Here is a 22,221-nt window from a genome sequence, read left to right as displayed (position 1 = left end):
AGCGCCTCACCGCGGTGAGGCGCTCTTTGCACATCAAGCGCCAGGATCAGTCCGATGCACACCCCATCGCTTCCGCTCTCCGCAGCCGCACAATTGCCACTGGGGCGGCGACCGAAAGGCAAAACCCTGTTGACCGCCGAATGGCTGCTCGGCTGGCGCAACGGCGGCCATTGTCTGCTGCATAACGGCGAAATCGTCTTTGAACACAATCAGATCCTCTATGTCGGCCCGGCTTTTGCAGGCGAAGTGGCCCGCCGCATCGACTTTGGCAAGGCATTGATCAGCCCCGGACTGATCGATCTCGATACCTACTTGCTGGTGCAGGACAACCAGCCCGGCTGGGCGAAGGGCCGTGCCTGGCCGCGATCCTATCTTGAACGCGGACCCTATGAAATGTACTCTGACGAGGAGCTGGCCTTTCAAAAACGTTTCAGCTTCGGTCTTCTCCTGCTGAACGGGATTACCACTGCCGCGCCGGTCGCCTCGCTCTATTATCGCAAATGGGCGGAAACGGTTGCCGAATTCGAAGCGGCGGCTGCGGCTGCCGGAGAACTGGGATTGCGGGTCTTTCTCAGCCCCGCCTATCGCTCCGGCGGTATGGTCCTTGAAGCACCCGGGCGGATCGAGCCCGTGTTTGACGAGGCGCGCGGCCTTGACGGCCTGCGCGACGCCATCGGCTTTATCGAGCGCAATCACGGCGGTTTCGACGGCTTGATCAATGGCCTGCTGACGCCCGACCGGATCGAAACCTGCACGCTGCCCTTGCTTGAACGCACCATGGCGGCAGCCGCCGACCTTGACTGCCGGGTGCGGATCCATATGACCCAGGGGCAGCTTGAACATGACACCATGCAGCGTCTTCACAAGATGTCGGCGCCGCAATGGCTCGCCAAACATCACCTGTTGAGCGAGCGGCTTTACGCCCCCCATGCCACGCATGCCTCATCTTGCGATCTCGACCTCTATGCCGAGCATGGCGTTTCAATTGCCCATTCACCGCTGGTCTCCGCCCGGATGGGCAGCATGCTCCATTCCTTCGCCGCCTGCCGCGCGCGCGGCATCAATATCGGCATGGCAACCGACACCGCACCCCCCGACATGCTGATGAACCTGCTTGTTGGCCTGATCGCCTGCCGGATCGGGGAAAAGGCGTCGGATGCCGCCTTCTCCCGAGATCTGTTTGATGCTGCTACGCTGGGCGGTGCTCAGGCGCTGGGGTGCAGGGATATTGGGCGGCTCAAGACCGGCGCAAAAGCCGACATAGCGGTGTTTCGCCTCGATGATATTTTCATGACCCCCAGCGTCGACCCGATCACCACACTCCTCACCGGCGGTTCGGGCAAGGTAACCGAGGCGGTTTTCGTCGACGGCCGCCTCTCAATGCTCTCGGGTGCAGTCGCCGGTATCGATATGCGTGCGGCAAGGATCAGGGCACAGCAGCAATATGAAGGGCTGATCCGCAAATATCCCGATCGCAGTTGGCAACACCCCCCGCTCGAAGACATCTTCCAATCCAGCTATCCTCTCTGGGAGGTCTGATCAGGGAAAATGCGCGCTGGCATTTTTGTCGACATGTATCGCGCGCAAACATGCAAATATTGTCAACAATCACGTTGACAACTTTTTGCTAATAGACTTATGTTGCCCTTGGTCCACAAGCAAAGCCACAAAGGCAGGATCATCAGTGAGGGAGGAAATCACATTCAATGCAAGCCGTGCATGCGGCACGCAGCAGTTACGTCGCCGCACCCATCATGGTGTGGAGATGCAGGAAGAACAGATCCCCGCAAAGGGGGCGCAAATTTCCAGAAGCGGAGCAATCAATGTTGAACAGACTGGGCCTCGCGGCCGTCGTGCTGGCGAGCCTGACATTGTCAGGTCATGCCGAAACACTCAAATGGGGGGCGTCGCGCGATATCTATTCGCTAGATCCCTATTCCTATGGGGATAGTTACACACTTTCCTTTCTCAATCATGTCTATGAAGGCCTTGTCCGCTACGACGCCGATCTGAAGATCGAGCCAGCGCTCGCTGAATCCTTTGAAAACATCTCCGACACCACCTGGCGCTTTCATCTGCGCAAGGGCGTCACTTTCCACGATGGTGCCGAATTCACTGCCGATGATGTGATCGCTTCGCTCAAGCGGGTCAGTGATCCGGTCTCACCCTTGCGCGGTAACCTGCCCGCCTATAAATCGGCGAGCAAGGTCGATGATCATACCGTTGATATCCAATTGAGCGGTCCTTATCCGCTGCTTCTTAACGATCTGACCAATATCCATATCTTTGACGCCGGTTGGCTCAAGACCAACAATTCAGAAAAGCCCACCGATGTCGGTGCCAAGATCGAGGGCTATGCCACCTATAACACCAATGGCACCGGACCCTTCAAGCTTGAAAGCCGTGTGCCCGATTCAAAAACCGTACTGGTCAAGAACCCGGCCTGGTGGGACCAGTCGCAATCCAATATTGACCGGATAGAATTCACCCCGATCACCTCTGCCGCAACGCGGGTGGCGGCTCTGCTTTCCGGCGAAATCAATTTCACGGAAAACGCGCCGTCCCAGGACCTGCCGCGTCTACAGGCACAGCCTGAACTCAGCGTGCTCGAGCGCACCGATCTTCGCACGGTCATGGTTGGCTTCAATCGCAAGCCCGCGCTTGCTGACGGTTCCCCAAACAAGTTCAATGATCTGCGCGTCAGACAGGCTTTCGCGCATGCGCTTGATCGCGATCTTATCCAGAAGCGGATCATGCGCGGCAAGTCGCGCACAGCCGGTGCGGTGGTCGCCCCGGAAATCCCCGGTTATACCCCACAACTCGACACCACGCTCGCCTATGATCCCGAGCTCTCGAAAAAGCTCCTTGCCGATGCGGGCGCGCAGGACTTCCCCTTCACGCTGGTCTGCACCACCGACGCCTATGTCAACGAGGAGGAACTGTGCCAGGGCATGGTCAATATGTTGAGCCGTGGCGGTTTCAAACCGCAGCTCGACATTGCGCCGACCGCAGCGCAGGCACCCAAGCGGACCGGCGGCAAGGCAGATGTCTATCTGATCGGTTGGGCAACCGAGCCGATGCTCGACAGCTATTCGATCCTGCTGCAGATGATCGCCACCAAATCAGCCAATGCCGGTGTCTTCAACTGGGGTGGCTGGAGCTATCCGGAGATTGACAAGCTGATCAAAGAAGCATCCACCGACATGGATCGCGAAAACCGGCTGTCAGTCCAAACGAAGGCGCTTGAAATGGCGAAGGACGAGATTGTGATGCTGCCGCTGCACCAGCAGCCAATGGCATGGGTCATGTCGAAGAAGATCGACAGGATCGTGCAATTGCCAGACAACAAGCCGCGTCACTGGCTGACGCATTTTGCCCCATAATCCACTTGTGATGCGCCGGGGGGCATGCCCCCGGCGCGCCCCGCTGTTACCGAGGGAATTTTATGCTGGTTTTTATCATTAAGCGCCTGGCAAACGCTGTCATGGTGATGTTGGCCGTCGCCTTGCTCGCCTTCCTGATCTTCCGGCTGGCCGGCGACCCGGTCGAAATGATGGCCAATGAGCAGATGACGCAGGCAGACCGCGATAATCTGCGTGAGCGCCTGGGCCTTAACGATGGCCTGATGACCCAATATGGCCGCTTTGTGGTCAATGCCGCCCAGGGCAATTTCGGTATATCCTACCGCAACGGCCAGGATGTGCTCAGCCTGATCGCCGAGCGCTTTCCAGCGACACTGGAACTGGTGTTCGTGGCAACGCTGATCTCCTTGCTGCTCGGATTGCCACTGGGGGTTCTCACCGCCATCAAACGCGGAAAATGGTATACGGAGGGTCTGCAGTTTCTGTCGATTGTCGGGGTCTCCTTGCCAAGCTTCGTGGTCGGCATCCTGCTTATCCTGGTGTTCTCAGTCTCGCTTGGCTGGTTTCCGGCCTTCGGGCGCGGGGATGTCGTTCAGCTCGGTGGATGGTCCACCGGTCTTCTAACCCCATCGGGCCGCTTGGCGATCCTCTTGCCCGCCATCGCCCTCTCGCTTTATCAGGTCACGCTGGTCATGCGTCTCGTGCGCGCGGAAATGCTCGAGGTGCTGCGATCCGACTATGTCAAATTCGCGCGTGCCCGCGGGATCCCGCGCTGGCGGATTTATTTCAGCCATGCCCTGCGCAACTGCCTGATGCCGGTGGTCACGATGACCGCGATGAATATCGGTTCGCTGATTGCCTTCGCGCTGATCACCGAAACAGTCTTCCAATGGCCAGGCATGGGCATGTTGTTCATCCAGGCCGTCACATTTCTCGATATTCCGGTGATGGCGGCCTATCTGTGCATCATTTCCTTCATTTTCGTCGTGCTCAACACCCTGGTTGATGTTGCCTATGCAGTCATCGATCCGCGCTTGCGCACCGCTCGCTGATCAAACGGGAGACTAATGTCATGAGCACCTCACCCGCCAATCCCGTTGCGCGCGCCTCGCTGTTGAGCCGTATCCGCAAAAGTGATCTCTGGTGGTCATTTACCCATAGCAAGACCGCGATGGTCAGTGCATCCCTTCTGGCAGTGCTGATCCTGACCGCAATCTTTGCACCATTGATCGCCCCGCAAAACCCCTATGATGGGGCTGCGCTTGATATGTGGAAGGCGGAATTGCCGCCGCTCTGGGAGGAGGGCGGTGAATGGCCATTCCTGCTCGGCACCGACACCCAGGGACGCGACATGCTTTCGGCCATTCTCTATGGGACGCGGATTTCGATCGTCATCGGCATCGCATCGGTGATCCTCTCGCTGATCATCGGGCTGACCGCTGGCCTCATCTCAGGCTATTTCGGTGGTTTCATCGATAATCTGCTGATGCGCTTTGGCGATATCACATTGTCCATTCCAACCATTCTTGTCGCCATTCTGGTGTCGACGGTTGTCCGCCAGATGTTGCCGGTGAGCCTGCGCGAGATTGGCGCTTCCGCCGTGCTGATCTTGGCGATCTCGCTTTCGGCCTGGGTGCAATATGCGCGCACCGTGCGCGCCCAGGCGATCGTCGAAACCGGCAAGGATTACGTTTCGGCAGCGCGGCTGATCGGGGTGCCGGCGCGGCGGATCATGGCCCAGCATATCCTGCCCAACACCCTCACACCCATCATGGTCGCCGCGACGCTGAATTTCGGGATGGCGATCCTGACCGAGGCGACACTCTCCTTCCTGGGTATCGGCATGCCGCCGAGCCAGCCGTCACTGGGAACGCTGATCCGTATCGGCAATCAGTTCCTGTTCTCCGGCTCCTGGTGGATCGTGGTGTTTCCCGTCATTCAGCTCTGCCTGCTCGTGGTTGCCGTCAATATGCTCGGTGACTGGCTGCGCGATGCTCTTAATCCAAAACTGAGGTAAGCCATATGAACGATCTTTTGCTCCGCAACATCCGCCCGATGGCGGGAGAGCGCTGTGACATGCTGATCCGGGACGGCAAAATTGCCGGCTTCGGTCAGTTTGAGGCAGAAGCCGGTATGGCGGTCGAAGATGGCGAGGGCGCCATTGTCGCCCCCGGGCTGATCGACGCCCATACCCATCTCGACAAGACGACCTGGGGCATGCCTTGGCACGTCAACAACCGTGCTGCCATCCTGCGCGAGCGGATCGATTTTGAACGCGACAACCGCCTTGAAATCGGCATCGATCCGCACCGACAATCAATGCGCCATGCCATCGGTCTCGCCGCCCATGGCGGCACCCATATCCGCAGTCATGTCGATATTGATCCCACCCATGGCCTGTCGCTGGTGGAAGGCGTGTGGGAAACCCGTGAGAAACTCAAAGACATCATCGACATTGAAATCGTCGCTTTCCCGCAATCCGGCCTGATGGTCATGCCGGGCACGAAGGACTTGCTCGACGAAGCCTTACGTCAGGGCTGCGAAGTGCTCGGCGGGATTGATCCATGCGGGATCGATCGTGACCCGAAGGGCCAGCTCGATATCCTGTTCGCCCTCGCTACAAAGCATGGGGTGCCCATCGATATCCACCTGCATGAAACCGGTGATCTGGGCGCCTTTACCATGGAGCTGATTTTCGAGCGTATCCGCGCGCATGGCATGCAAGGCAAGGTGGCGATCAGCCACGCCTTCGCGCTTGGCATGAATGACTATCTGCGGGTCGGCCAGCTGATCGAACAGATCGCCCTGCTCGATGTCGCCATCCTGACCACCGGCGCGCCGTCTGCCACTGTGCCATCGATCAGGCGGCTCAAGGAAGCGGGCGTGCGCATTGGCGGCGGTTGTGATGGCATTCGCGACACTTGGGGACCCTGGGGACAGCCCGACATGCTTGATCGTGCCCGGATCATCGGCATGAAGAATGGTGTGCGCTCCGATGATGACCTCGAGCATCTGCTCCACATTGTCTCGCAGGGCGGTGCCGATGTCATGGGGCTAAAAAACTACGGTCTCACCGTTGGCTGCAACGCCGATTTCACCCTATTGACCGGTGAAACACTGGCGCATGCCGTCGTCGATGTGGCGCCGCGTCCGCTGGTGGTCAAGAATGGTCGCGTGAGCGCACGCAACGGTGTAGCCGTGGTGGAGATGCCATGATGACCCCGGATTTGCAGGCGCTGGTGCTCGGCGAAAGACCTAACGGGCGCACATGGATCACCGCCGACTGGGTGGTTGGTCACAAGGATGGCGGGCATCGGCTGCTCAGACACGGCGAAGTGGTGTTTGAAAACGGTGAAATCCTGTTTGTCGGCCATAATTTTACCGGTGAAGTCGCTCGCCGGATCGATTTCGGCTGTGCCCTGATCAGTCCCGGACTGATCGATCTCGACGCGCTGTCTGATCTCGACACCACTATTCTTGGCATCGACCATCATCCCGGCTGGGCCAAGGGCCGGGTATGGCCACGCAGCTACGTCGATGCCGGTCCCTATGAAATGTATAGCGAGAAGCAACTGGCGTTCCAGAAACGCTTCGCCTTCGCGCAACTGCTGGTAAACGGGATCACCACCGCTGCGCCAATCGCCTCGCTGTTTTATCGGCAATGGGGGGAAACGGTCGCGGAATTCGATGCTGCAGCCGACGCTGCCGGCGATCTGGGTCTGCGCGTTTATCTCAGTCCCGCCTACCGCTCCGGCGGCATGGTGCTCGAAGCCCCGGGTCGGATCGTTCCGGTGTTTGACGAACAACGTGGCTTTCAGGGCTTGAAGGATGCGATCGCCTATATCGAGCGCCAGAGCGGCCGTCATGGCGATCTGATCCGCGGCATGCTCGCTCCAGACCGGGTGGAGACCTCGACCCTTGAACTGCTCAAGCGCACCGATGCGGCCGCGCGCGATCTGGGATGCAAATTTCGCCTGCACATGGCGCAAGGCGCAATGGAAGTGGAAACAGTGCAACAACTGCATGGTTCAACTGCCCCGGTCTGGCTTTCAGAACACGGTTTGTTGAGCGAGCGTCTCATCGCACCCCATGCGACCAATGCGACCGACCAAGATCTCGATCTTTATGCCCAGAACGGCGTTTCCATCGTCCATTGCCCACTGGTTTCCGGACGGGGCGGGTCGATCCTCAAATCCTTCTCCGATTGTCGCAGCCGCGGCATCAACATCGCGATGGGGACCGATACAACCCCGCCTGATATGCTGATGAACCTTCTGGCCGGTCTCATCACCGGCCGGGTCGCCGATCAGGTGCCCGATCGTCTGCGCTGCGCAGATCTGTTTGATGCGGCGACCCTTGGCGGCGCGAAGGCTCTGGGGCGGACGGATCTGGGACATTTGTCGCAAGGGGCGCGGGCAGATATCGCCGTCTTCCGCCTCGATGACAGTTGCATGGCGCCCTCCATCGATCCGATTACCACCATCATAACCGGCGGATCGGGCAAGATCACCCAGGCCGTGTTTGTCGATGGCCGCCTCTCGATGCTCGATCGCAAGCTGGCAGGCTTTGATCTGATTGCGGCGCGGGAGAGTGCGCAGGCGCAGTTTGACAGCCTTATCGCCAAATATCCCGAGCGCAGCTTTGGCAATCCGCCCGTCGCCGACATCTTTCCACCCAGCTATCCGCTCGAGGGCAATCCCCATGATTGAGACACAGCAAGCCGTCATCGAAGTCCGCAATCTTCGTGTTGATTTTCCCGGCCGCCGTGGCACCGTCACCGCACTTTCCGATGTCAGCCTGTCCATTCGCCCTGGTGAAATCCTCGGTGTGGTGGGTGAATCGGGCGCCGGAAAGTCTATGACCGGCCTGGCGATCCAGGGGCTGCTCGAGCGACCCGGCCATATTGCTGGCGGTGAGGTCTGGCTTGGACAGCAGCGCATTGATACGCTTGACGACCGGGCCATGGAGAAAATTCGCGGCCGGGAGATCGGCGCAATCTTCCAGGACCCGCTCACCTCGCTCAATCCGCTGTTTACCGTCGGCGCGCAGCTCGTTGAAACCATCCGCAGGCATCTTTGTCTGAACAAGGCGCAGGCCCGCGAACGCGCCGTGCAGCTTTTGCGGGATGTCGGCATTCCTTCGCCCGAAGAGCGCGTCAATCATTATCCGCATCAGTTTTCTGGCGGCATGCGCCAGCGTGTGGTGATCGCACTTGCGCTTGCGGCATCGCCCAAACTGGTGATTGCCGATGAGCCGACCACCGCTCTTGATGTGTCGATCCAGGCGCAGATCATCTCGCTGTTGCGCAAACTCTGCAAGGAAAAGCAAACCGCCGTCATGCTGGTGACCCACGATATGGGGGTGATTGCTGAAGCCGCCGACCGCATCGCGGTCATGTATGCCGGACGGCTCATCGAAGTGGGGCCTGTCGAACAGGTGCTGCACCAGCCACGCCATCCCTATACCCAGGGTTTGATGGCGTCGATCCCGTCATTGGGCGCACGGGTCGAGAAACTCAACCAGATCGATGGCTCAATGCCGCGCCTGGATGCGATCCCAGACGGTTGCGCCTTTAATCCACGCTGCAAAAGCGCAGGCCCACGCTGCCATCGCGAAAGACCGGAACTGAAATTTTCTGAAGCGAGCGCCAGCGCATGCTGGCTCAATGCAGGAGGCACCGCATGACGATCCATGCAAACAATCAACCGGCCTTGACGGTCGAGCGGCTCGTCAAGACCTTCGATGTGTCGGCGCCCTGGCTCAACCGCCTGGTGGAACGCAAACCCAAGCAATATCTCAAGGCTGTCAATGACATCAGTTTCACAGTGCCGGCGGGCGGCTGCCTGAGTATTGTGGGGGAAAGCGGTTGCGGCAAGTCGACAGTCGCGCGCCTGGTTACCGGTCTTTATCCCGCCACAAGCGGTGGCATGCGCTTTGCACCCGGCAAAAGCGGGGCACCGCTATCGGCGCAGATGATTTTCCAGGACCCCTACGCTTCTCTCAATCCGCGCTGGCGGGTCAAGAATATCATTGGGGAACCACTGCGTGAGCTGAAGCTGCGTGCCACGGCCTCCGCAATCACCGCACGCGTCGAGGAACTGCTCACCATTGTCGGGCTCTCGGTCTCCGATGGCGAGAAATTCCCACATGAATTTTCAGGCGGCCAGCGTCAGCGCATTTCGATCGCCCGCGCCTTGGCCAGCGAGCCAGAGTTCCTGGTTTGCGATGAACCGACCTCAGCCCTCGACGTATCCGTGCAGGCGCAGGTGCTCAATCTGATGCGCCGCCTGCAGGACGAACTTGGTTTGACCTATCTGTTCATCAGCCATGACATGAGCGTTGTCCGCCACATGTCTGACCGGATTGCCGTGATGTATCTTGGACGGATTGTCGAGGAGGGCGAGACCGAAGAACTTTTTGCCGCACCCCGTCATCCCTATACCAAGCTGTTGTTGCAGACGATCCCCAATATTGCTGCCCCCAACCGCAATCGTGAGCCGACGACAGGTGAGGTGCCGAGCCCGTTGAAGCCACCGTCGGGCTGCACCTTCCATCCGCGCTGCCCCTTCGCTATCGAACGCTGCGCACGGGAAGCGCCGGCAATGCAGCTCCTCCCCAACAAGACCCGCGTGGCCTGCCACCTGGTGGAAATGGAGATTTGAGCGCCCGTCAATCGGCGCCGGCAAAACCGGCACCGTCCCCGTTACGCCAGCGCCGTGCGCAGATCGTAAGACAGCTCGCGGATCTCGCTCAGATCAAGCTCGGATTCCACATGCTCAAGATGATGGGCCATCAAATGAACCGCTTTCTCTACCGCCTTTGCCGAAATTGCCTTCACGATTTCAGCATGTTCGTCCGGACCGCAATTGAAGCGGTCGGTATTGCGATAAATCGCGGTGATCAGCGAACTGCGGGAAATCAGATCCCGCATGGTGGCAAACAGAAAGTCAGATCCGGTGAGTTCAGCCAACAGAAGATGAAACCCGCCGGAAAGTTTGATGATGTCGGTGGTGCTGTCTTCGGCATTGGCAATCCGCTCCAGCTCGACATGCGCGCGCAATCGCTTGACACTGTCCTTGAGCTGCGAGCCGCACAGCCGCTCAATGATGCAGCGCTCCACCGCCTGTCGCACCGAAAACACATCACGCGCTTCCTGCACGGTCGGTTTGCTGACAAAGGCGCCGCGATTGGGGATCATCGTCACAAGCCCATCGCGTTCAAGCACCGTCAACGCCTGGCGAATGCGGGCGCGACTGACACTGAAAATAGAGGCAAGCTGTTCTTCCTTGAGCTGGATGCCAGGCCGCAATCGCCGCTCGGCGATCGAAAGCCAGACTTTCTCGACGATCTGTTCGATCGACATGGCCGTTGCTGCATTCATTAAGACTTCTCCGTGTTGGATTCGACAATCGTCATGTGCGGGAAAAAGTCAACTCGCACATTTATACAGTTGCTTTATTGTTGACAATAAAAGATAGTTTTGTAGATGATTTTATCACAGTCTGGGCTGCCCATGGAATTTGACTTCGAGAACCTCGACCCGCAAAGCCGCTATCGTCTGCTGACCAACTTCATTGGTCCGCGTCCGATCGCGCTGGTCACAACACGTTCGGCTGCCGGGCACAACAACGCTGCGCCGATGAGTTTCTTCAATGTTTTCTCGCACGATCCGGCGATCGTCGTTCTTGGCATCCAGCCGCGGCTGTCGGGAGAGGAAAAGGACACCATGGCCAATATTCGCCGCTCTGGCGATTTCGCCATCAGCATGGTCGACATGGCGCTGTCGCAGCAGATGCTGGTCTGCGGACTGGGTTTTGACACTGAGGTCGATGAAATGGAAATGGCAGGATTGACCGCGCAGCCCTGCAGCAAGATCGATGCCGCCTATCCACTCGAAGCGCCCTGTGTCTTTGAGTGTCGGGTCGAGCGGCTCATCGATTACCCGCGGCGCACTCTGGTTCTGGGCGAGGTGGTGCAGATGCATGTCCGCCGCAATTGTCTGGACGCTGAAGGCCATTATGTCGATCCCGAATTCTACCAGCCGATCGCCCGATTACACGCCGATAATTATCTTACCTCAGACCGTCAATTTGTTTTGAAAGCCCCGCCGATCGGTAATTTCAGCAAGCCGGACCGATAGACCCGCAGCCAGGCAACAGAGAATTTCAGCATGCATATTCACTTGATCAATCCCAATTCCACCGCCTCCATGACACAACAGGCGCTCGACAGCGCCTTGCTGGTCAAGCAGAGCCAGACCCGGCTCTCGGCCACCAATCCATTGGATACGCCTGCCAGTATCGAAGGGGGCGCGGACGAGGCTCTGGCAGTGCCCTCCATGCTTGCGGAAATCCGCAAGGGTGAGAGCCAGGGGGTCGATGCCTTTGTCATTGCCTGTTTCGATGATCCGGGCCTTAACGCCGCGCGCGAGGTAGCGGCAGGGCCGGTGATCGGCATTTGTCAGGCGGCGATCCAGGTTGCAATGACCATCAGCCGGCGCTTTTCGGTCATCACCACATTGCCGCGCTCGGTCGCTATCATCGAGGATCTGGTGACCGCTTATGGCGCAGAGCGCCATTGCCGCAAGGTGCGGGCGATCGATTTGCCGGTTCTGGCTCTGGAAGAGGAGCGCGAGCGGGCCGAGCAATTGCTGATTTTAGAGATCAAACGCGCCAGGGATGAGGATGGCGCCGAAGCCATCGTGCTCGGCTGTGCCGGCATGTCGTCGCTATGCGCGCGCCTTAAGCACGCAACCGGTGTTCCAGTCATTGACGGTGTAACCGCAGCAGTCAAGATGGCCGAAGCCCTGGTCGGTGCAGGCTATGCGACCTCAAAGGTCAACAGTTACGACTACCCGCTCAGCAAGGGCCCTGCTTTGACCAAACGGATCGCATAGCCGGAAATCGCGGCTTATTGTAGACAATTTTGTCCCCTTTACCTTGCCATGATGGTTGACTTTTTCTTCTGCAGCGCGCTTGTTGATGCAGAAGGGGAGGAGGGCTCATGGCAGGGCAGAGGGACGCGTCAACACAGCATATTGTCGAGAAAGTCTGGCTGTCGATCGCCGAGCGGCGCCTGCGCCCTGGCGTCCAGCTCAAAGAAGAGGAAATGGCGACCATCTTCAAGGTCAGCCGTGCGCGTATCCGGCAGGCGCTCGCCGCCCTCAAACGCGAGGGACTGGTGGATATCCTGCCCAATCGCGGCGCCTTCGTCTGCAAGCCAACCGTCCGGGAAGCCCGCGACGTGTTCTTCGTGCGGCGCACGGTGGAGCGTTGCGTGGTCGAACATCTTTGCCGATCCGCCACACGCGCCGACATAAAACGGCTCCAGGATCATGTTGCCAAGGAACGCGTGGCCAATAGCCGCAATATCACCACCGACATCATCAGATTATCCGGCGGTTTTCATCTGCTGCTGGCAGAACTCGCACACTCCAATTTTCTTTCGCCCATGATGCGCGACCTGGTCTCGCGGACCTCGCTGATCACCGCTGTCTATCGCAACACCGACCAGTTTAATTGCGGACCCGATGAACATGCAGAAATTGTCGAAGCGATCGCCAGCCAGCAGCGGGACAAAGCTGTCCACCTGATGTCTCATCATCTTGATCATGTCGAATCCGAGCTTGATCTGCGCGATGGCAACGATCATGCCCATGATCTCAGCGCCCTGCTCGCCTGAGATGCCGGACTTTGCTTTCCGGTAAACAAACAGGACAGAACGCAGCATCATTGCGCAATGCAGGGAAAAGTCCTGCAACGCGTCGATCGACCTGCTCAATGCCGGACCGCGGTCGATCATGCGAGCGCGTCGGGCTCCTAGGACGATCGGTCTTCACCCCTGAAAGCCGACGCGGTCTTGTGCCAATCGTCACCAGACTGGGGCAGCGGGAACAGCCCACCCTTGGGGCTGATAGGCGCAATTGTGTGACTGCTTATATCTTCCCCACCGACTTGCGATTGGCAGCGCTCGCCCGACATGGTTCATTGCCAAGGCGTCAGGCTTTCCTCGCAGTTTCGCCTGACGCAGCACTCTGAACCGATCGACCGCTTTCTTTTGGTTCGGAGTGTTTTAGCAAGGCCGTTGACAGGATGCATTGTCGATCAAGCGGGCCAAGGAGTTTTTGCGTTCAGGAGGCAGTTTTGGTCCGTGGCGATCTGTTGGATTGGGAATGGCAGATCATCCAGCGACTGCTTCCCGCCGAACGCGGCAGACGTGCGCGCCCTTCCTATGACAATCGACGCTATTTCAATGGAATGCTCCATGTGCTCCGATCGGGCTGTTGCTGGCGCGACATGGATCAACGCTATGGCAAGTGGAATTCGGTTTACGTGCGCTTTCGTCGCTGGGCCGAGGCGGGCTTGTGGGACAGCATCCTTGAAACCTGCGTGAAACTCGGTCTGACAGACGACTGGCAGCCGATTAAATATAGCAACAGACGCAGGCGGCGGTCCGGCTGCAAGGGCGGATATCTGCGCAAGCTGCTGATCCATCAGGCGTCGATCCTCAGACAAAGCGCAATCCCCAGCCACTCCATCAAAGAGAGCCTTCTCACCCTCAGCTGAATGGACCTGGCACCTGCGCTTGCCTGTACAGAACCGAAACCTGGCACGCCTGTGTAAAAGCCAGATCCGTTGATCTGGAACCTTTTTGCAAGCCGCTCGTTTTGCGCAATATTTCCAATTCATGGTCTTGCAAGCAGGAGCACGGCATGCAACCCAATTCGGGTAATGGCTTGTCAGACCGGTCACTGGTGGCCCTGGCTGTTCTCAACTTCTTTCTCGCCGATGCGCGCGATGGACTGGGTCCATTTCTCGATGGATTTCTGGCAACCCAAGGCTGGTCTCCAATTACATTGGGCATTGTTGCCACTTTGGGCGGTGTGCTCGGGATGATTGCGACACCGCTGTTCGGCGCATGGGTGGACGCGTCCCATCGCAAGCGTACCCTGATCATAATCCCGGTCATTCTGGTGACACTCGCGGCATTGTGGACGCTGGCAAGTCCCGGCAATGCTTCGGTGTTTGGCGGACAATCAGCGACAGCGGTTGTCGGCGCTGTCATTGGTCCCGCACTGATGGGGCTGACCCTGGGGCTCGTGGGAGAGGCGCGTTTCTCGCGACAGGTCGCGCGCAACGAATTCTGGAATCACGCTGGCAATGTCGTATCGCTCGCCGCGATCTATTTCGCGACAGCCGCCTTCGGAACCAAAGGTATTATTGCCTTGATGCTCTTAAGCGCTACAGCAACGATTGTTTCAGTGCTTGCAATCCATCCACAAGACATCGATCATGATGTCGCCCGCGGACTTGCCCATGATGACGGCACGCCGGGACCATCGGGCATTACGGTGCTGTTCAGTCGCAAGGGCCTGCTGCTGCTGGCGGGCGTGCTGATGATCTTTCATTTCGGCAATGCGCCAATGAGCCGCCTGATCGCCCAGGACTTCTCGATCCAACTCGACACGCCGTTTCGCACCACCGCGATCATCACCGGCGTGTCCCAGCTTTCCATGATCGCAATGGCACTTGCTGCGCCCTTTCTCATCCGCCGCTTCTCCCTTGCAACCGTTTTCATCATCGCACTGATGGCCTTGCCCATCCGCGGCGCGATCGCCGGCTGGTTCAGTTCCTATGCGGTGATCTTCCCGGTGCAGATCCTCGATGGTATTGGCGCGGGCCTGATTGGCATCGCAACACCGGTCGCAGCCGAACAGATCCTGTCTGGGACGGGGCGGTTCAATGTTGGGCTGGCTGCAGTGATGACAGTTCAGGGCATTGGTGCTTCTTTGAGCAATGTCGTTGCTGGCTGGCTGACAAATTATGGCGGCTACGCTCTTGCCTATTGGGTTCACGGTACTATCGCGCTTTTCGCCTTGGCGCTTTTTCTGATCGGTCGCAGAGAGATCGCCCCGGTTCGCCCAGGCGCTGGCAATCAGGGTGGCAGCCCCGCGATCGCCGGCGGATCGTGAGCTGCAGCTTTGTCTTTGAGATGAGGCCTGGCTCGCATCCGTTTCGACCGATGCCGGTCGCAATACCGGCAGCATTGCGTGTTCACCGCTGTCATGGCGGGCCTGTGATCCTATCACCTTCTCCCTGAAGGTTGATCTGGAGGTGATATGGTGCCCAGAAAAATTAGCAACTCCGCTAATCTTTCCATGATGATCAAGGATATAATCTGTCAAAAATTGACAGAATGGCCGTTACTGCGATTCATTAATTATATTTAATGACAAATCGATCGCGTAAAAAGCACTTATATTGTAATGGCTTAAAATATAGCCCGATTGTATTACAATCAATACGATCCAAAGGATTGATTTCGATCAAGGGTTATCAATAACAGATAATTTATATTACCAAACAACCGTGCTCATGGCCAATACTCTGCCGTAGCATTGACGAAAACCCGATTGAGAACGACCGGCTGGCTGTTTCAAGCCACAGTTGTTTGGCGCCGACATTCCGCTTATATCCTCTCTGGGCGCTGCATATTTCAATCGTTTGGCCTCTCACTCGAAAAGAGAGCCAAATTAGGCAAAGTGTGCATCGATGAAACATCTAGTCGAAAACGCCGTCGAGACGGCAGCTTTTCCTGATCGAGGGGAGAAATTCCCCATTCTGGGCAAGGACACCTCCCTTTTTGTCACCACGGAAGTCAAAACCATCCGGAGCAGCCAGAGACACGGCTGGCAGGATCTCTTTGCAGCCCATACGCTCGAACATCCCCATGAATGTCTGCATCATTCGGTGCCATTTTTCTGGCTGAGCATGGGGTTGCGCGAAACAGAAGTCCATCGAAGCATTGGCGGTCGTGGCGAACTCGCCGTGCTTCCAGCCTATTCGATCAGCATGGCTGAACCGCTCACTGCGGTTGATTGCCTGATCGGCAACGCCACCGAGGCGGTTCATGTCTTTCTAAGGCCAGAACTTCTCCAGGAGACTGCCTATGAGCTCTTTGAGATAGAGCCTGATCGTGTCTCGCTGCTTCCGGTATTCGGACGCACAAGTACCAGCCTGAGCTGGTTGTTGCGCGCCATCAAGCAGTCGCTGGCTGAGCCGGCTAATCTTTCCCAATTAAAGATTGACTATCTTGCACGTGCACTCTGTGCCGACCTGCTGGCGAAATATTCGGTCGTCTCGCCTGCGGCCATCAAGCCCGATCGATATGGCGGGCTGACGTCAAGACAGTTGCGGCGAATTGATGACTATATCACTGAACATCTGACCCGCGATATTCACATCGGTGAGCTGGCATCTCTGTCCGGTATGGGGCGGACGAGCTTTCATCAACGTTTCAAAGCGGCAATGCATATCACTCCGCATCAATATGTCATGCGCGTGCGGGTTCAAAAGGCCAAAGAGATGCTCGGCACATCCGTCCTGCCGCTTGCCGAAATCGGCTTTGCCTGCGGGTTCTCGGACCAGGCGCATTTTGCAACGCTTTTCAAGCGGATCGCTGGCACCACACCCGCTTCGTTCCGGCGCAGCGTTGCCTGACTCAGGAAGGCCGCTTTGCGGCCTTTCCATTGTGAAAATCTCTGATGGGCTGCGCAGTCAGGGTCGCACGCCTGCGCCCTCGTCAGGCGCAGTTGCAGGCCCCATCAGACAGAGCATCCATTCTCCGCCTTGCGTTCCAACTTTGCGTGGCGCTTCTCCTCTGCAGAGATTATCATCCTCCTAATTTGCAGTATTGAGAATGATTTGCTCAATTAGCGGCCTTTTATAAAAACCACTGAAGTTTTATGCAATTCTACTGCATCCAGATTGAATACATAGCGGCAGAAATCAAAAAGCAGGTTGCCGCACGCATCGCTTTTTATGCCAATGATCTGACAGGACTGGGGCCCGCCTGCAATTGATTGTGAGCGAGTGCGGTCTTGTTTGGTCTTCTGGATGATCGCAGAAATGCCGTGTTTGCGGCAGGTTCTGTGGGCGATGGCGGCTCTCCACCAAGGATGGCCCTTATGTTGTCTCTAAAGCATTGCATTGAATTTTCCGGTTTAAGCCGTCACCGGCTGACATGCCTGTTGGGCGTTTCATCGCTGGCGATGGGCCTCGTCCTGGCGCCGGCCAATGCCCAGCAGATCAGAGTCGGATCCGGTCAGGAAAGCGTGATCGACAACGGGGAAGCCCGAGCCCATACAACCGGTGTCGCGGGTCAGCTTGATGCGGCAGCAGTCTGGGTCACCAATGGAACTCTCGCTATCACCAATTCCGATGTCGATTTCTTGAGTGAAGGTCGCGCGGCGGAAGCCTTGCGGGTGGAAAGCTACAGTTCTTCTGCGCCCAGCGTCGTGCGGATCGTCGGCGCGCCGGGCAAGACCGCACGGCTGGTGGCAACCGGCGTCGCAGGCAATGTCGTCAATCTGTCCGGCGACCGCTCTTCGCTTCATCTAGAGAATGTCGAAATCATTGGAACCGGTGCAGGTCGCCGTGGCATTCTGACGATGGGAGAAAGCCAGCTTTCGCTGATCGGCAGCAGCATAGTTGCGGACGATATCGGCATTTCGATGCAGGGAAAATACGGTTCGACCGCCGCGTCGACGCTGGTGGAGAACAGCAGCATCACCAGCTATAATGGTGCCGGAATTTCCGCCATGAGTGGTCAGCTCATCGCCAATAATTTCGATATACGCGCAGGCTTCAACCCGGTTACCAACGCAACGACCACCAGTCGGGGCGCCTATGGGATCAACGCCAATTCAAACAGCAATGTTATCTTGAATAACGGTCGGATCGAAACCTTTGGCGATTATGGTAACGGCATCTTTGCAGCCAATGACTCAAGTGATACCAGGCAGGTCAAATTGCAGGTGGATAATGTTGATATCATTACCCATGGCAGCAACGCGACCGGCATCGAGAACATCCATGTTCGCTCTGTCATCAATGGCGGATCTATCCACACCTACGGACTGGGTGGTCATGGTGTGGGTTCAAGCAATGGCGGCGTTGCCAGCTGGGCCCCTTCGCATGTGACGCTCACGGGCACCAGAATTACCACCGAGGGTGAGAGCGCCTATGGCCTTGTCGCGACCACCAAATCGACAATTGACGGTCGCGGACTAACCATTTCGACCAGTGGCGAAAGTGCGATCGGCGCCCGCAGCCATGGTACGGGCATGGTGACCCTTTCTCAAGGCACAGCAATCAAGACTGCTGGCGATTATGCCCATGGCGCCGCCGTCACATTCGGATCACAGATGGATATCTCTGATACCAGCATTGAGACGACAGGTCAGAATGCGGCCGGCATTTATCTTGTCGGCTATAACACACCTGAAAATGTCACGCCGGTCACAAAGCATGTCAATCGCGTAAATGTTGCAGGATCCACAATTACGGCGGCAAAAGGGCCGGCCCTGCGGGTGGGTGGCGGTGCGACAAGCACATTCAATCTCGAAAACAGTCACGTGCGCGGCACAGGCGACGACGCCCTGCTGTTTTCCAGTGCGGATTATATCTATGATGATGGCACGAATGTCATTCCAATGCCGGTCGGTACCGCAAGCGTGAACGCGCAAGCTTCGTTGCTGGAAGGCGATATTGTTGCCGCTAGCGGTATCGTCGATTTCAATCTGCGCGATAAGAGCCTGCTCAAAGGTGCTGCGCGGGTGAGCGAAACGGGTGGCATTCTTGATCGTTTGTCGATTGACGCCACCAGTGGCTGGGAGATCACCGGCGCCTCGACCTTGAACGATCTGGAAAGTGCTGGCACGATTTCATTTGCCGCCCCCGGTTCGGCAGGTTTCAAGACCCTGACTGTCAAGGGTGACTTCACCTCGTCTGACAGTCTTTTTGTGCTCAACAGCAAGCTTGGCGATGATGGCTCGGAAACCGATCGACTGATCTTTGAAGGCAATGTCAGCGGCACGAGTTCCGTGAGTGTCAACAATGCCGGAGGCCTGGGAGCGCTGACTCTGGGCGATGGGATCATGATTGTGGATGCCGCAAAGGCCAGCAATGATGCCTTTGTCCAGCAGGGGCGTATCGCAGCCGGCGCTTACGACTATACGCTGTTTGCCGAGGACCGCTCCGGCAATTTCGATGGTAAATGGTATCTTCGCTCGAGCTATAATCCCGCTCCGACCCCGGATCCCGACCCAGACCCAAACCCGGAGCCAGACCCAAATCCAAATCCCGGTCCCAAACCGGAGCCTGAGCTACCCAATTATCGGCCTGAAGTTCCGCTCGATATGGTTGCCCCCGTTCTCGCAAACCGTTTTGGACTGGCGATGCTCGGTACCTACCACGACAGGCGTGACACGCTTGATCCAAAGCTTTCAGCCGTCTGGCTGCGCGGCTTTGGCGAACACGGTGACGCGGGGTCGGCCTCCGGCAATGCACAGGGCCATTTGAATGATTTTTACCGAGATGGGCCGTCCTATGACTTCACCCTCGGTGGGTTTCAGTCGGGTATTGACCTTTATCGCCGTGAACAGGAAAGCGGATCGCGCGATCTGGCTGGCCTGTTTGTAGGGGCAGGGCGCGCTGAAGCCAATGTCGATCGGGTCTATGGCGGCAATGCCGGTCAACTGACAATGAATGGCTATAGTTTTGGCGGCTATTGGACCCATCTCGACCAGACAGGTTTTTATACGGATGCCGTCATCCAGGGCACCCGCTATGACCGGATCGAAAGCAGTTCTGCCGACCAGATCGCCATGCGCACAGCAGGCTGGGGCTTCATTTCCTCGCTTGAAGGCGGCTATCGTCATGGGCTCGGCAATGGCTGGACGGTCGAACCGCAAGCGCAATTGATCTATCAGCACCTCTCGCTCGACAACACATCAGATCGATTTGGACGGATCGCATTTTCCGACACCGACACTGTCTATGGCAGGGTGGGGGCGAAGATCGGCCGACAATGGCAGGCCGAAAGCGGGCGTCGCTATGCAGCCTGGGCACGGGTCAATCTCTGGCACACAATGGGTGGGGAGGCGAAGACCAGTTTCTCCAATCTGCAAGGTGAAAACCGCGTCTCGCTCGTCAGTGATGCGCAAGGAAGCTGGGGACAATTTGGTCTCGGTTTCTCCGGTCAATTGACTGAGACAGTCTCGCTGTTTGCCAGCGGCGATTATAGCCACAGCCTTGGCCATAACGGGGTCAAGAACGACAGTCTGGCCGGTCGTGTTGGTCTGCAGATGAAGTGGTAAATCCAACCATTCCTGCATCTAGCAGCGCCCCCGCAAGGGATGCAGGGATCGTCTCCTTCGCGCAAATTGCGAAGGAGACGCCTTTCTGAGGACTATATTTGTGAACCGGATCGCAAAAATACGGATCATCATTGGCACAGGTCTGGTTTTGACCCTATTGGCGCAAGTTGGCTTGTTGTTTGCCGCCGGGCTGCCGGGCAGTAAAATCGCAATTGTCTCGGGTATTCTGCCGCTGTTCTGTGCAGGTGCAGCTTGGCTGTGGTTTGCGGATGATGTTTCATTCAGACGCAAATTGTCGGCGGCGCTTGAGAACCGTGAACTTGAAGTTCATTACCAGCCATTTGTGCGGTTGCGCGATCACAGGATCATTGGAGCAGAAGCTTTGCTGCGCTGGCCCGGCTGCAAGACCAGCATTGAAAGCCTCGTCGCGCGGGCCGAGCAAACCGGCATGATTGCGGTGCTCACCGATTACGTGATTGCGCGGGTTGCCGATGATTGGCCGTCTTTTCAGGCAATGGACCGTGATTTTCGCATTAGCATCAATATCTCTGCACCGGATCTTGCGACTGGCACGCTTTGCGATCGGTTGAAGCGGCTTGCCTTTAACATGCCTGCGCAAGCAGTGGCATTGGAAATAACCGAAAGGCAGTCCGCACCGCTCGACGAGATCGGCCTCCATCTCTGCGAGTTACGGAACCTGGGATACCAGGTCTATGTTGACGATTTTGGCGCGGGCTTTTCCAGCATGACGCGTTTGCTGCACCTGTCCTTCGACGGCTGCAAACTTGATGCATCCTTTCTTAAAATGCCTGTCGCCGCCGCCGCGATCAGCGCAATGCAGATATTTGCGCAGGCAAGCGGGGTCGAACTGATTGTTGAAGGCGTGGAAACCGCGGCACAGGAAAACATGTTGGCAGAAATCAATCCTGACCTGATTGTGCAGGGCTGGCTTTTTGGGCGAGCCGCAACAAAGTCGGAGCTGATCGAACGGCAAAAAAAGCAGCGGCGGACCTTGAACTGTTCTTTGCGCGCCTCTCCAATAATCAGGTTTGTCGGCGGCCGGGCATAGTGGCTCCCTAAGACTGCACAGCGGCCAAGCGATATCGCAAGGCGCAGCGAGGTCACAATGCTTTTTGTTGCAGACCGAAATGGGTAGTGGGCCTCGTTTGCGAGCCTCGGGCGGCTGGCTAATACGCAACGAAATAATAGGGGATTGTAGAAAGGCTGAGACTCAGCTTGCTTTGTCTTAAATCTACCGGAGGGAAATTATGCTCAACTCAGTTTGGTGCAATGCTCTGCGTGCTCAAAATTGCCTTGAACTTCGATATGATGGATTTACGAGAATTGTCGAAGTCCATGCTGTTGGCGTTTCGAAAGAAGGCAACGAAATCGCGCGCGTTTGGCAGGTCAGAGGCGGTAGCAATAGCAATGAGCGTACCGGTTGGAAGCTGCTGAGGCTCGATGAAGCACTCTCGGCACATGTGATTAATGAAAAGTCCGATGCACCGCGTCAAGGGTATAAACGTGGGGACGTAGCAATGAGCCGGATAGCCTGTCAGGTCTAAGTCGCCGCAATTAAACCCTCGACCTTCCCTATCGTGCAATGCGACAAATGCATGCCTATTGTCCGTCCAAAAAAGCCCCCCAGACTGGACGGTAGAACCCGTAGCTTTCATAAAAAATTATTTCTGTGTCACTTGT

General features: G+C 57.3%; 17 protein-coding genes and 1 pseudogene. 17 read left to right on the top strand and 1 reads right to left on the bottom strand.

Annotation, left to right across the window (positions count from 1 at the left end; all coding sequences use genetic code 11):
- The first annotated feature begins 54 nt into the window (after positions 1-54).
- From CEV34_RS20605 to CEV34_RS20570, 8 genes are all read left to right on the top strand, one after another.
- The gene (locus CEV34_RS20605) at positions 55-1,539 is read left to right on the top strand and encodes an amidohydrolase family protein (protein WP_094544408.1); all 1,485 of its coding nucleotides are present in this window, start codon (positions 55-57) and stop codon (positions 1,537-1,539) included.
- A gap of 284 nt (positions 1,540-1,823) precedes the next feature.
- Complete coding sequence (locus tag CEV34_RS20600; RefSeq protein ID WP_094544407.1) at positions 1,824-3,383, top strand: ABC transporter substrate-binding protein; 1,560 nt, start codon at positions 1,824-1,826, stop codon at positions 3,381-3,383.
- 62 nt (positions 3,384-3,445) lie between these two features.
- Positions 3,446-4,414: an ABC transporter permease gene (locus CEV34_RS20595; RefSeq protein WP_007880856.1), complete on the top strand. Its 969-nt coding sequence runs from the start codon at positions 3,446-3,448 to the stop codon at positions 4,412-4,414.
- 20 nt (positions 4,415-4,434) lie between these two features.
- On the top strand, positions 4,435-5,379 hold the full coding sequence (locus CEV34_RS20590) for an ABC transporter permease (RefSeq protein WP_094544406.1): 945 nt from the start codon (positions 4,435-4,437) through the stop codon (positions 5,377-5,379).
- Between the two features lie 5 nt (positions 5,380-5,384).
- Positions 5,385-6,578: an amidohydrolase family protein gene (locus CEV34_RS20585; RefSeq protein ID WP_007880853.1), complete on the top strand. Its 1,194-nt coding sequence runs from the start codon at positions 5,385-5,387 to the stop codon at positions 6,576-6,578.
- Positions 6,578-8,071 carry an amidohydrolase family protein gene (locus CEV34_RS20580; protein WP_094544460.1) on the top strand — a complete coding sequence of 498 codons (1,494 nt, stop codon included), beginning with the start codon at positions 6,578-6,580 and terminating at the stop codon, positions 8,069-8,071. The genes CEV34_RS20585 and CEV34_RS20580 overlap by 1 nt, the downstream gene beginning before the upstream one ends.
- The gene (locus CEV34_RS20575; RefSeq protein ID WP_094544405.1) at positions 8,064-9,047 is read left to right on the top strand and encodes an ABC transporter ATP-binding protein; all 984 of its coding nucleotides are present in this window, start codon (positions 8,064-8,066) and stop codon (positions 9,045-9,047) included. Before CEV34_RS20580 ends, CEV34_RS20575 begins: the two co-directional genes overlap by 8 nt.
- Complete coding sequence (locus tag CEV34_RS20570; protein WP_094544404.1) at positions 9,044-10,024, top strand: ABC transporter ATP-binding protein; 981 nt, start codon at positions 9,044-9,046, stop codon at positions 10,022-10,024. Before CEV34_RS20575 ends, CEV34_RS20570 begins: the two co-directional genes overlap by 4 nt.
- Before the next feature lie 41 nt (positions 10,025-10,065).
- Here the strand turns inward: CEV34_RS20570 and CEV34_RS20565 are convergent, their stop codons facing one another.
- Entirely contained in the window at positions 10,066-10,743 is a 678-nt protein-coding gene (locus tag CEV34_RS20565) for a GntR family transcriptional regulator (protein ID WP_094544403.1), read from the bottom strand.
- 132 nt (positions 10,744-10,875) lie between these two features.
- On the opposite strand from CEV34_RS20565, the gene CEV34_RS20560 reads away from it, so the two are divergent.
- The 9 genes and pseudogenes from CEV34_RS20560 to CEV34_RS20520 all read left to right on the top strand — a co-directional run bounded on the left by CEV34_RS20560 (position 10,876) and on the right by CEV34_RS20520 (position 22,085).
- Positions 10,876-11,502 carry a flavin reductase family protein gene (locus CEV34_RS20560; RefSeq protein ID WP_007880833.1) on the top strand — a complete coding sequence of 209 codons (627 nt, stop codon included), beginning with the start codon at positions 10,876-10,878 and terminating at the stop codon, positions 11,500-11,502.
- A 30-nt stretch (positions 11,503-11,532) separates the two neighbouring features.
- Positions 11,533-12,258, top strand: a complete 726-nt coding sequence (locus CEV34_RS20555) for an aspartate/glutamate racemase family protein (protein WP_094544402.1) — start codon at positions 11,533-11,535, stop codon at positions 12,256-12,258.
- Between the two features lie 107 nt (positions 12,259-12,365).
- Positions 12,366-13,043: a GntR family transcriptional regulator gene (locus CEV34_RS20550; RefSeq protein WP_007880829.1), complete on the top strand. Its 678-nt coding sequence runs from the start codon at positions 12,366-12,368 to the stop codon at positions 13,041-13,043.
- Between the two features lie 461 nt (positions 13,044-13,504).
- A pseudogene (locus CEV34_RS20545) lies at positions 13,505-13,828 on the top strand (transposase); the annotation flags it as partial.
- 245 nt (positions 13,829-14,073) lie between these two features.
- On the top strand, positions 14,074-15,333 hold the full coding sequence (locus CEV34_RS20540) for an MFS transporter (RefSeq protein ID WP_094544401.1): 1,260 nt from the start codon (positions 14,074-14,076) through the stop codon (positions 15,331-15,333).
- 580 nt (positions 15,334-15,913) lie between these two features.
- Positions 15,914-16,861, top strand: a complete 948-nt coding sequence (locus tag CEV34_RS20535) for a helix-turn-helix domain-containing protein (RefSeq protein ID WP_007880824.1) — start codon at positions 15,914-15,916, stop codon at positions 16,859-16,861.
- Between the two features lie 467 nt (positions 16,862-17,328).
- Positions 17,329-20,520 carry an autotransporter family protein gene (locus CEV34_RS20530; RefSeq protein ID WP_179253604.1) on the top strand — a complete coding sequence of 1,064 codons (3,192 nt, stop codon included), beginning with the start codon at positions 17,329-17,331 and terminating at the stop codon, positions 20,518-20,520.
- A gap of 100 nt (positions 20,521-20,620) precedes the next feature.
- Positions 20,621-21,589 (top strand): EAL domain-containing protein, encoded by a 969-nt coding sequence (locus tag CEV34_RS20525; RefSeq protein ID WP_179253603.1) that lies wholly within the window; start codon positions 20,621-20,623, stop codon positions 21,587-21,589.
- Between the two features lie 199 nt (positions 21,590-21,788).
- Positions 21,789-22,085 (top strand): hypothetical protein, encoded by a 297-nt coding sequence (locus CEV34_RS20520; protein ID WP_007880821.1) that lies wholly within the window; start codon positions 21,789-21,791, stop codon positions 22,083-22,085.
- Positions 22,086-22,221 lie beyond the last annotated feature (136 nt).

The sequence above is a fragment of the Brucella pseudogrignonensis genome, from assembly GCF_002252525.1.
GTDB lineage: Bacteria > Pseudomonadota > Alphaproteobacteria > Rhizobiales > Rhizobiaceae > Brucella > Brucella pseudogrignonensis.
This window is presented reverse-complemented; position numbering and strand designations above follow the sequence as displayed.

What these genes read in the sequence shown, in the direction of transcription:
- CEV34_RS20605 (WP_094544408.1), top strand. Translation starts at nt 55, where the DNA reads ATGCACACCCCATCGCTTCCGCTCTCCGCAGCCGCACAATTGCCACTG.
- CEV34_RS20600 (WP_094544407.1), top strand. Translation starts at nt 1,824, where the DNA reads ATGTTGAACAGACTGGGCCTCGCGGCCGTCGTGCTGGCGAGCCTGACA.
- CEV34_RS20595 (WP_007880856.1), top strand. Translation starts at nt 3,446, where the DNA reads ATGCTGGTTTTTATCATTAAGCGCCTGGCAAACGCTGTCATGGTGATG.
- CEV34_RS20590 (WP_094544406.1), top strand. Translation starts at nt 4,435, where the DNA reads ATGAGCACCTCACCCGCCAATCCCGTTGCGCGCGCCTCGCTGTTGAGC.
- CEV34_RS20585 (WP_007880853.1), top strand. Translation starts at nt 5,385, where the DNA reads ATGAACGATCTTTTGCTCCGCAACATCCGCCCGATGGCGGGAGAGCGC.
- CEV34_RS20580 (WP_094544460.1), top strand. Translation starts at nt 6,578, where the DNA reads ATGACCCCGGATTTGCAGGCGCTGGTGCTCGGCGAAAGACCTAACGGG.
- CEV34_RS20575 (WP_094544405.1), top strand. Translation starts at nt 8,064, where the DNA reads ATGATTGAGACACAGCAAGCCGTCATCGAAGTCCGCAATCTTCGTGTT.
- CEV34_RS20570 (WP_094544404.1), top strand. Translation starts at nt 9,044, where the DNA reads ATGACGATCCATGCAAACAATCAACCGGCCTTGACGGTCGAGCGGCTC.
- CEV34_RS20565 (WP_094544403.1), bottom strand. Translation starts at nt 10,743, where the DNA reads ATGAATGCAGCAACGGCCATGTCGATCGAACAGATCGTCGAGAAAGTC.
- CEV34_RS20560 (WP_007880833.1), top strand. Translation starts at nt 10,876, where the DNA reads ATGGAATTTGACTTCGAGAACCTCGACCCGCAAAGCCGCTATCGTCTG.
- CEV34_RS20555 (WP_094544402.1), top strand. Translation starts at nt 11,533, where the DNA reads ATGCATATTCACTTGATCAATCCCAATTCCACCGCCTCCATGACACAA.
- CEV34_RS20550 (WP_007880829.1), top strand. Translation starts at nt 12,366, where the DNA reads ATGGCAGGGCAGAGGGACGCGTCAACACAGCATATTGTCGAGAAAGTC.
- CEV34_RS20540 (WP_094544401.1), top strand. Translation starts at nt 14,074, where the DNA reads ATGCAACCCAATTCGGGTAATGGCTTGTCAGACCGGTCACTGGTGGCC.
- CEV34_RS20535 (WP_007880824.1), top strand. Translation starts at nt 15,914, where the DNA reads ATGAAACATCTAGTCGAAAACGCCGTCGAGACGGCAGCTTTTCCTGAT.
- CEV34_RS20530 (WP_179253604.1), top strand. Translation starts at nt 17,329, where the DNA reads ATGTTGTCTCTAAAGCATTGCATTGAATTTTCCGGTTTAAGCCGTCAC.
- CEV34_RS20520 (WP_007880821.1), top strand. Translation starts at nt 21,789, where the DNA reads ATGCTCAACTCAGTTTGGTGCAATGCTCTGCGTGCTCAAAATTGCCTT.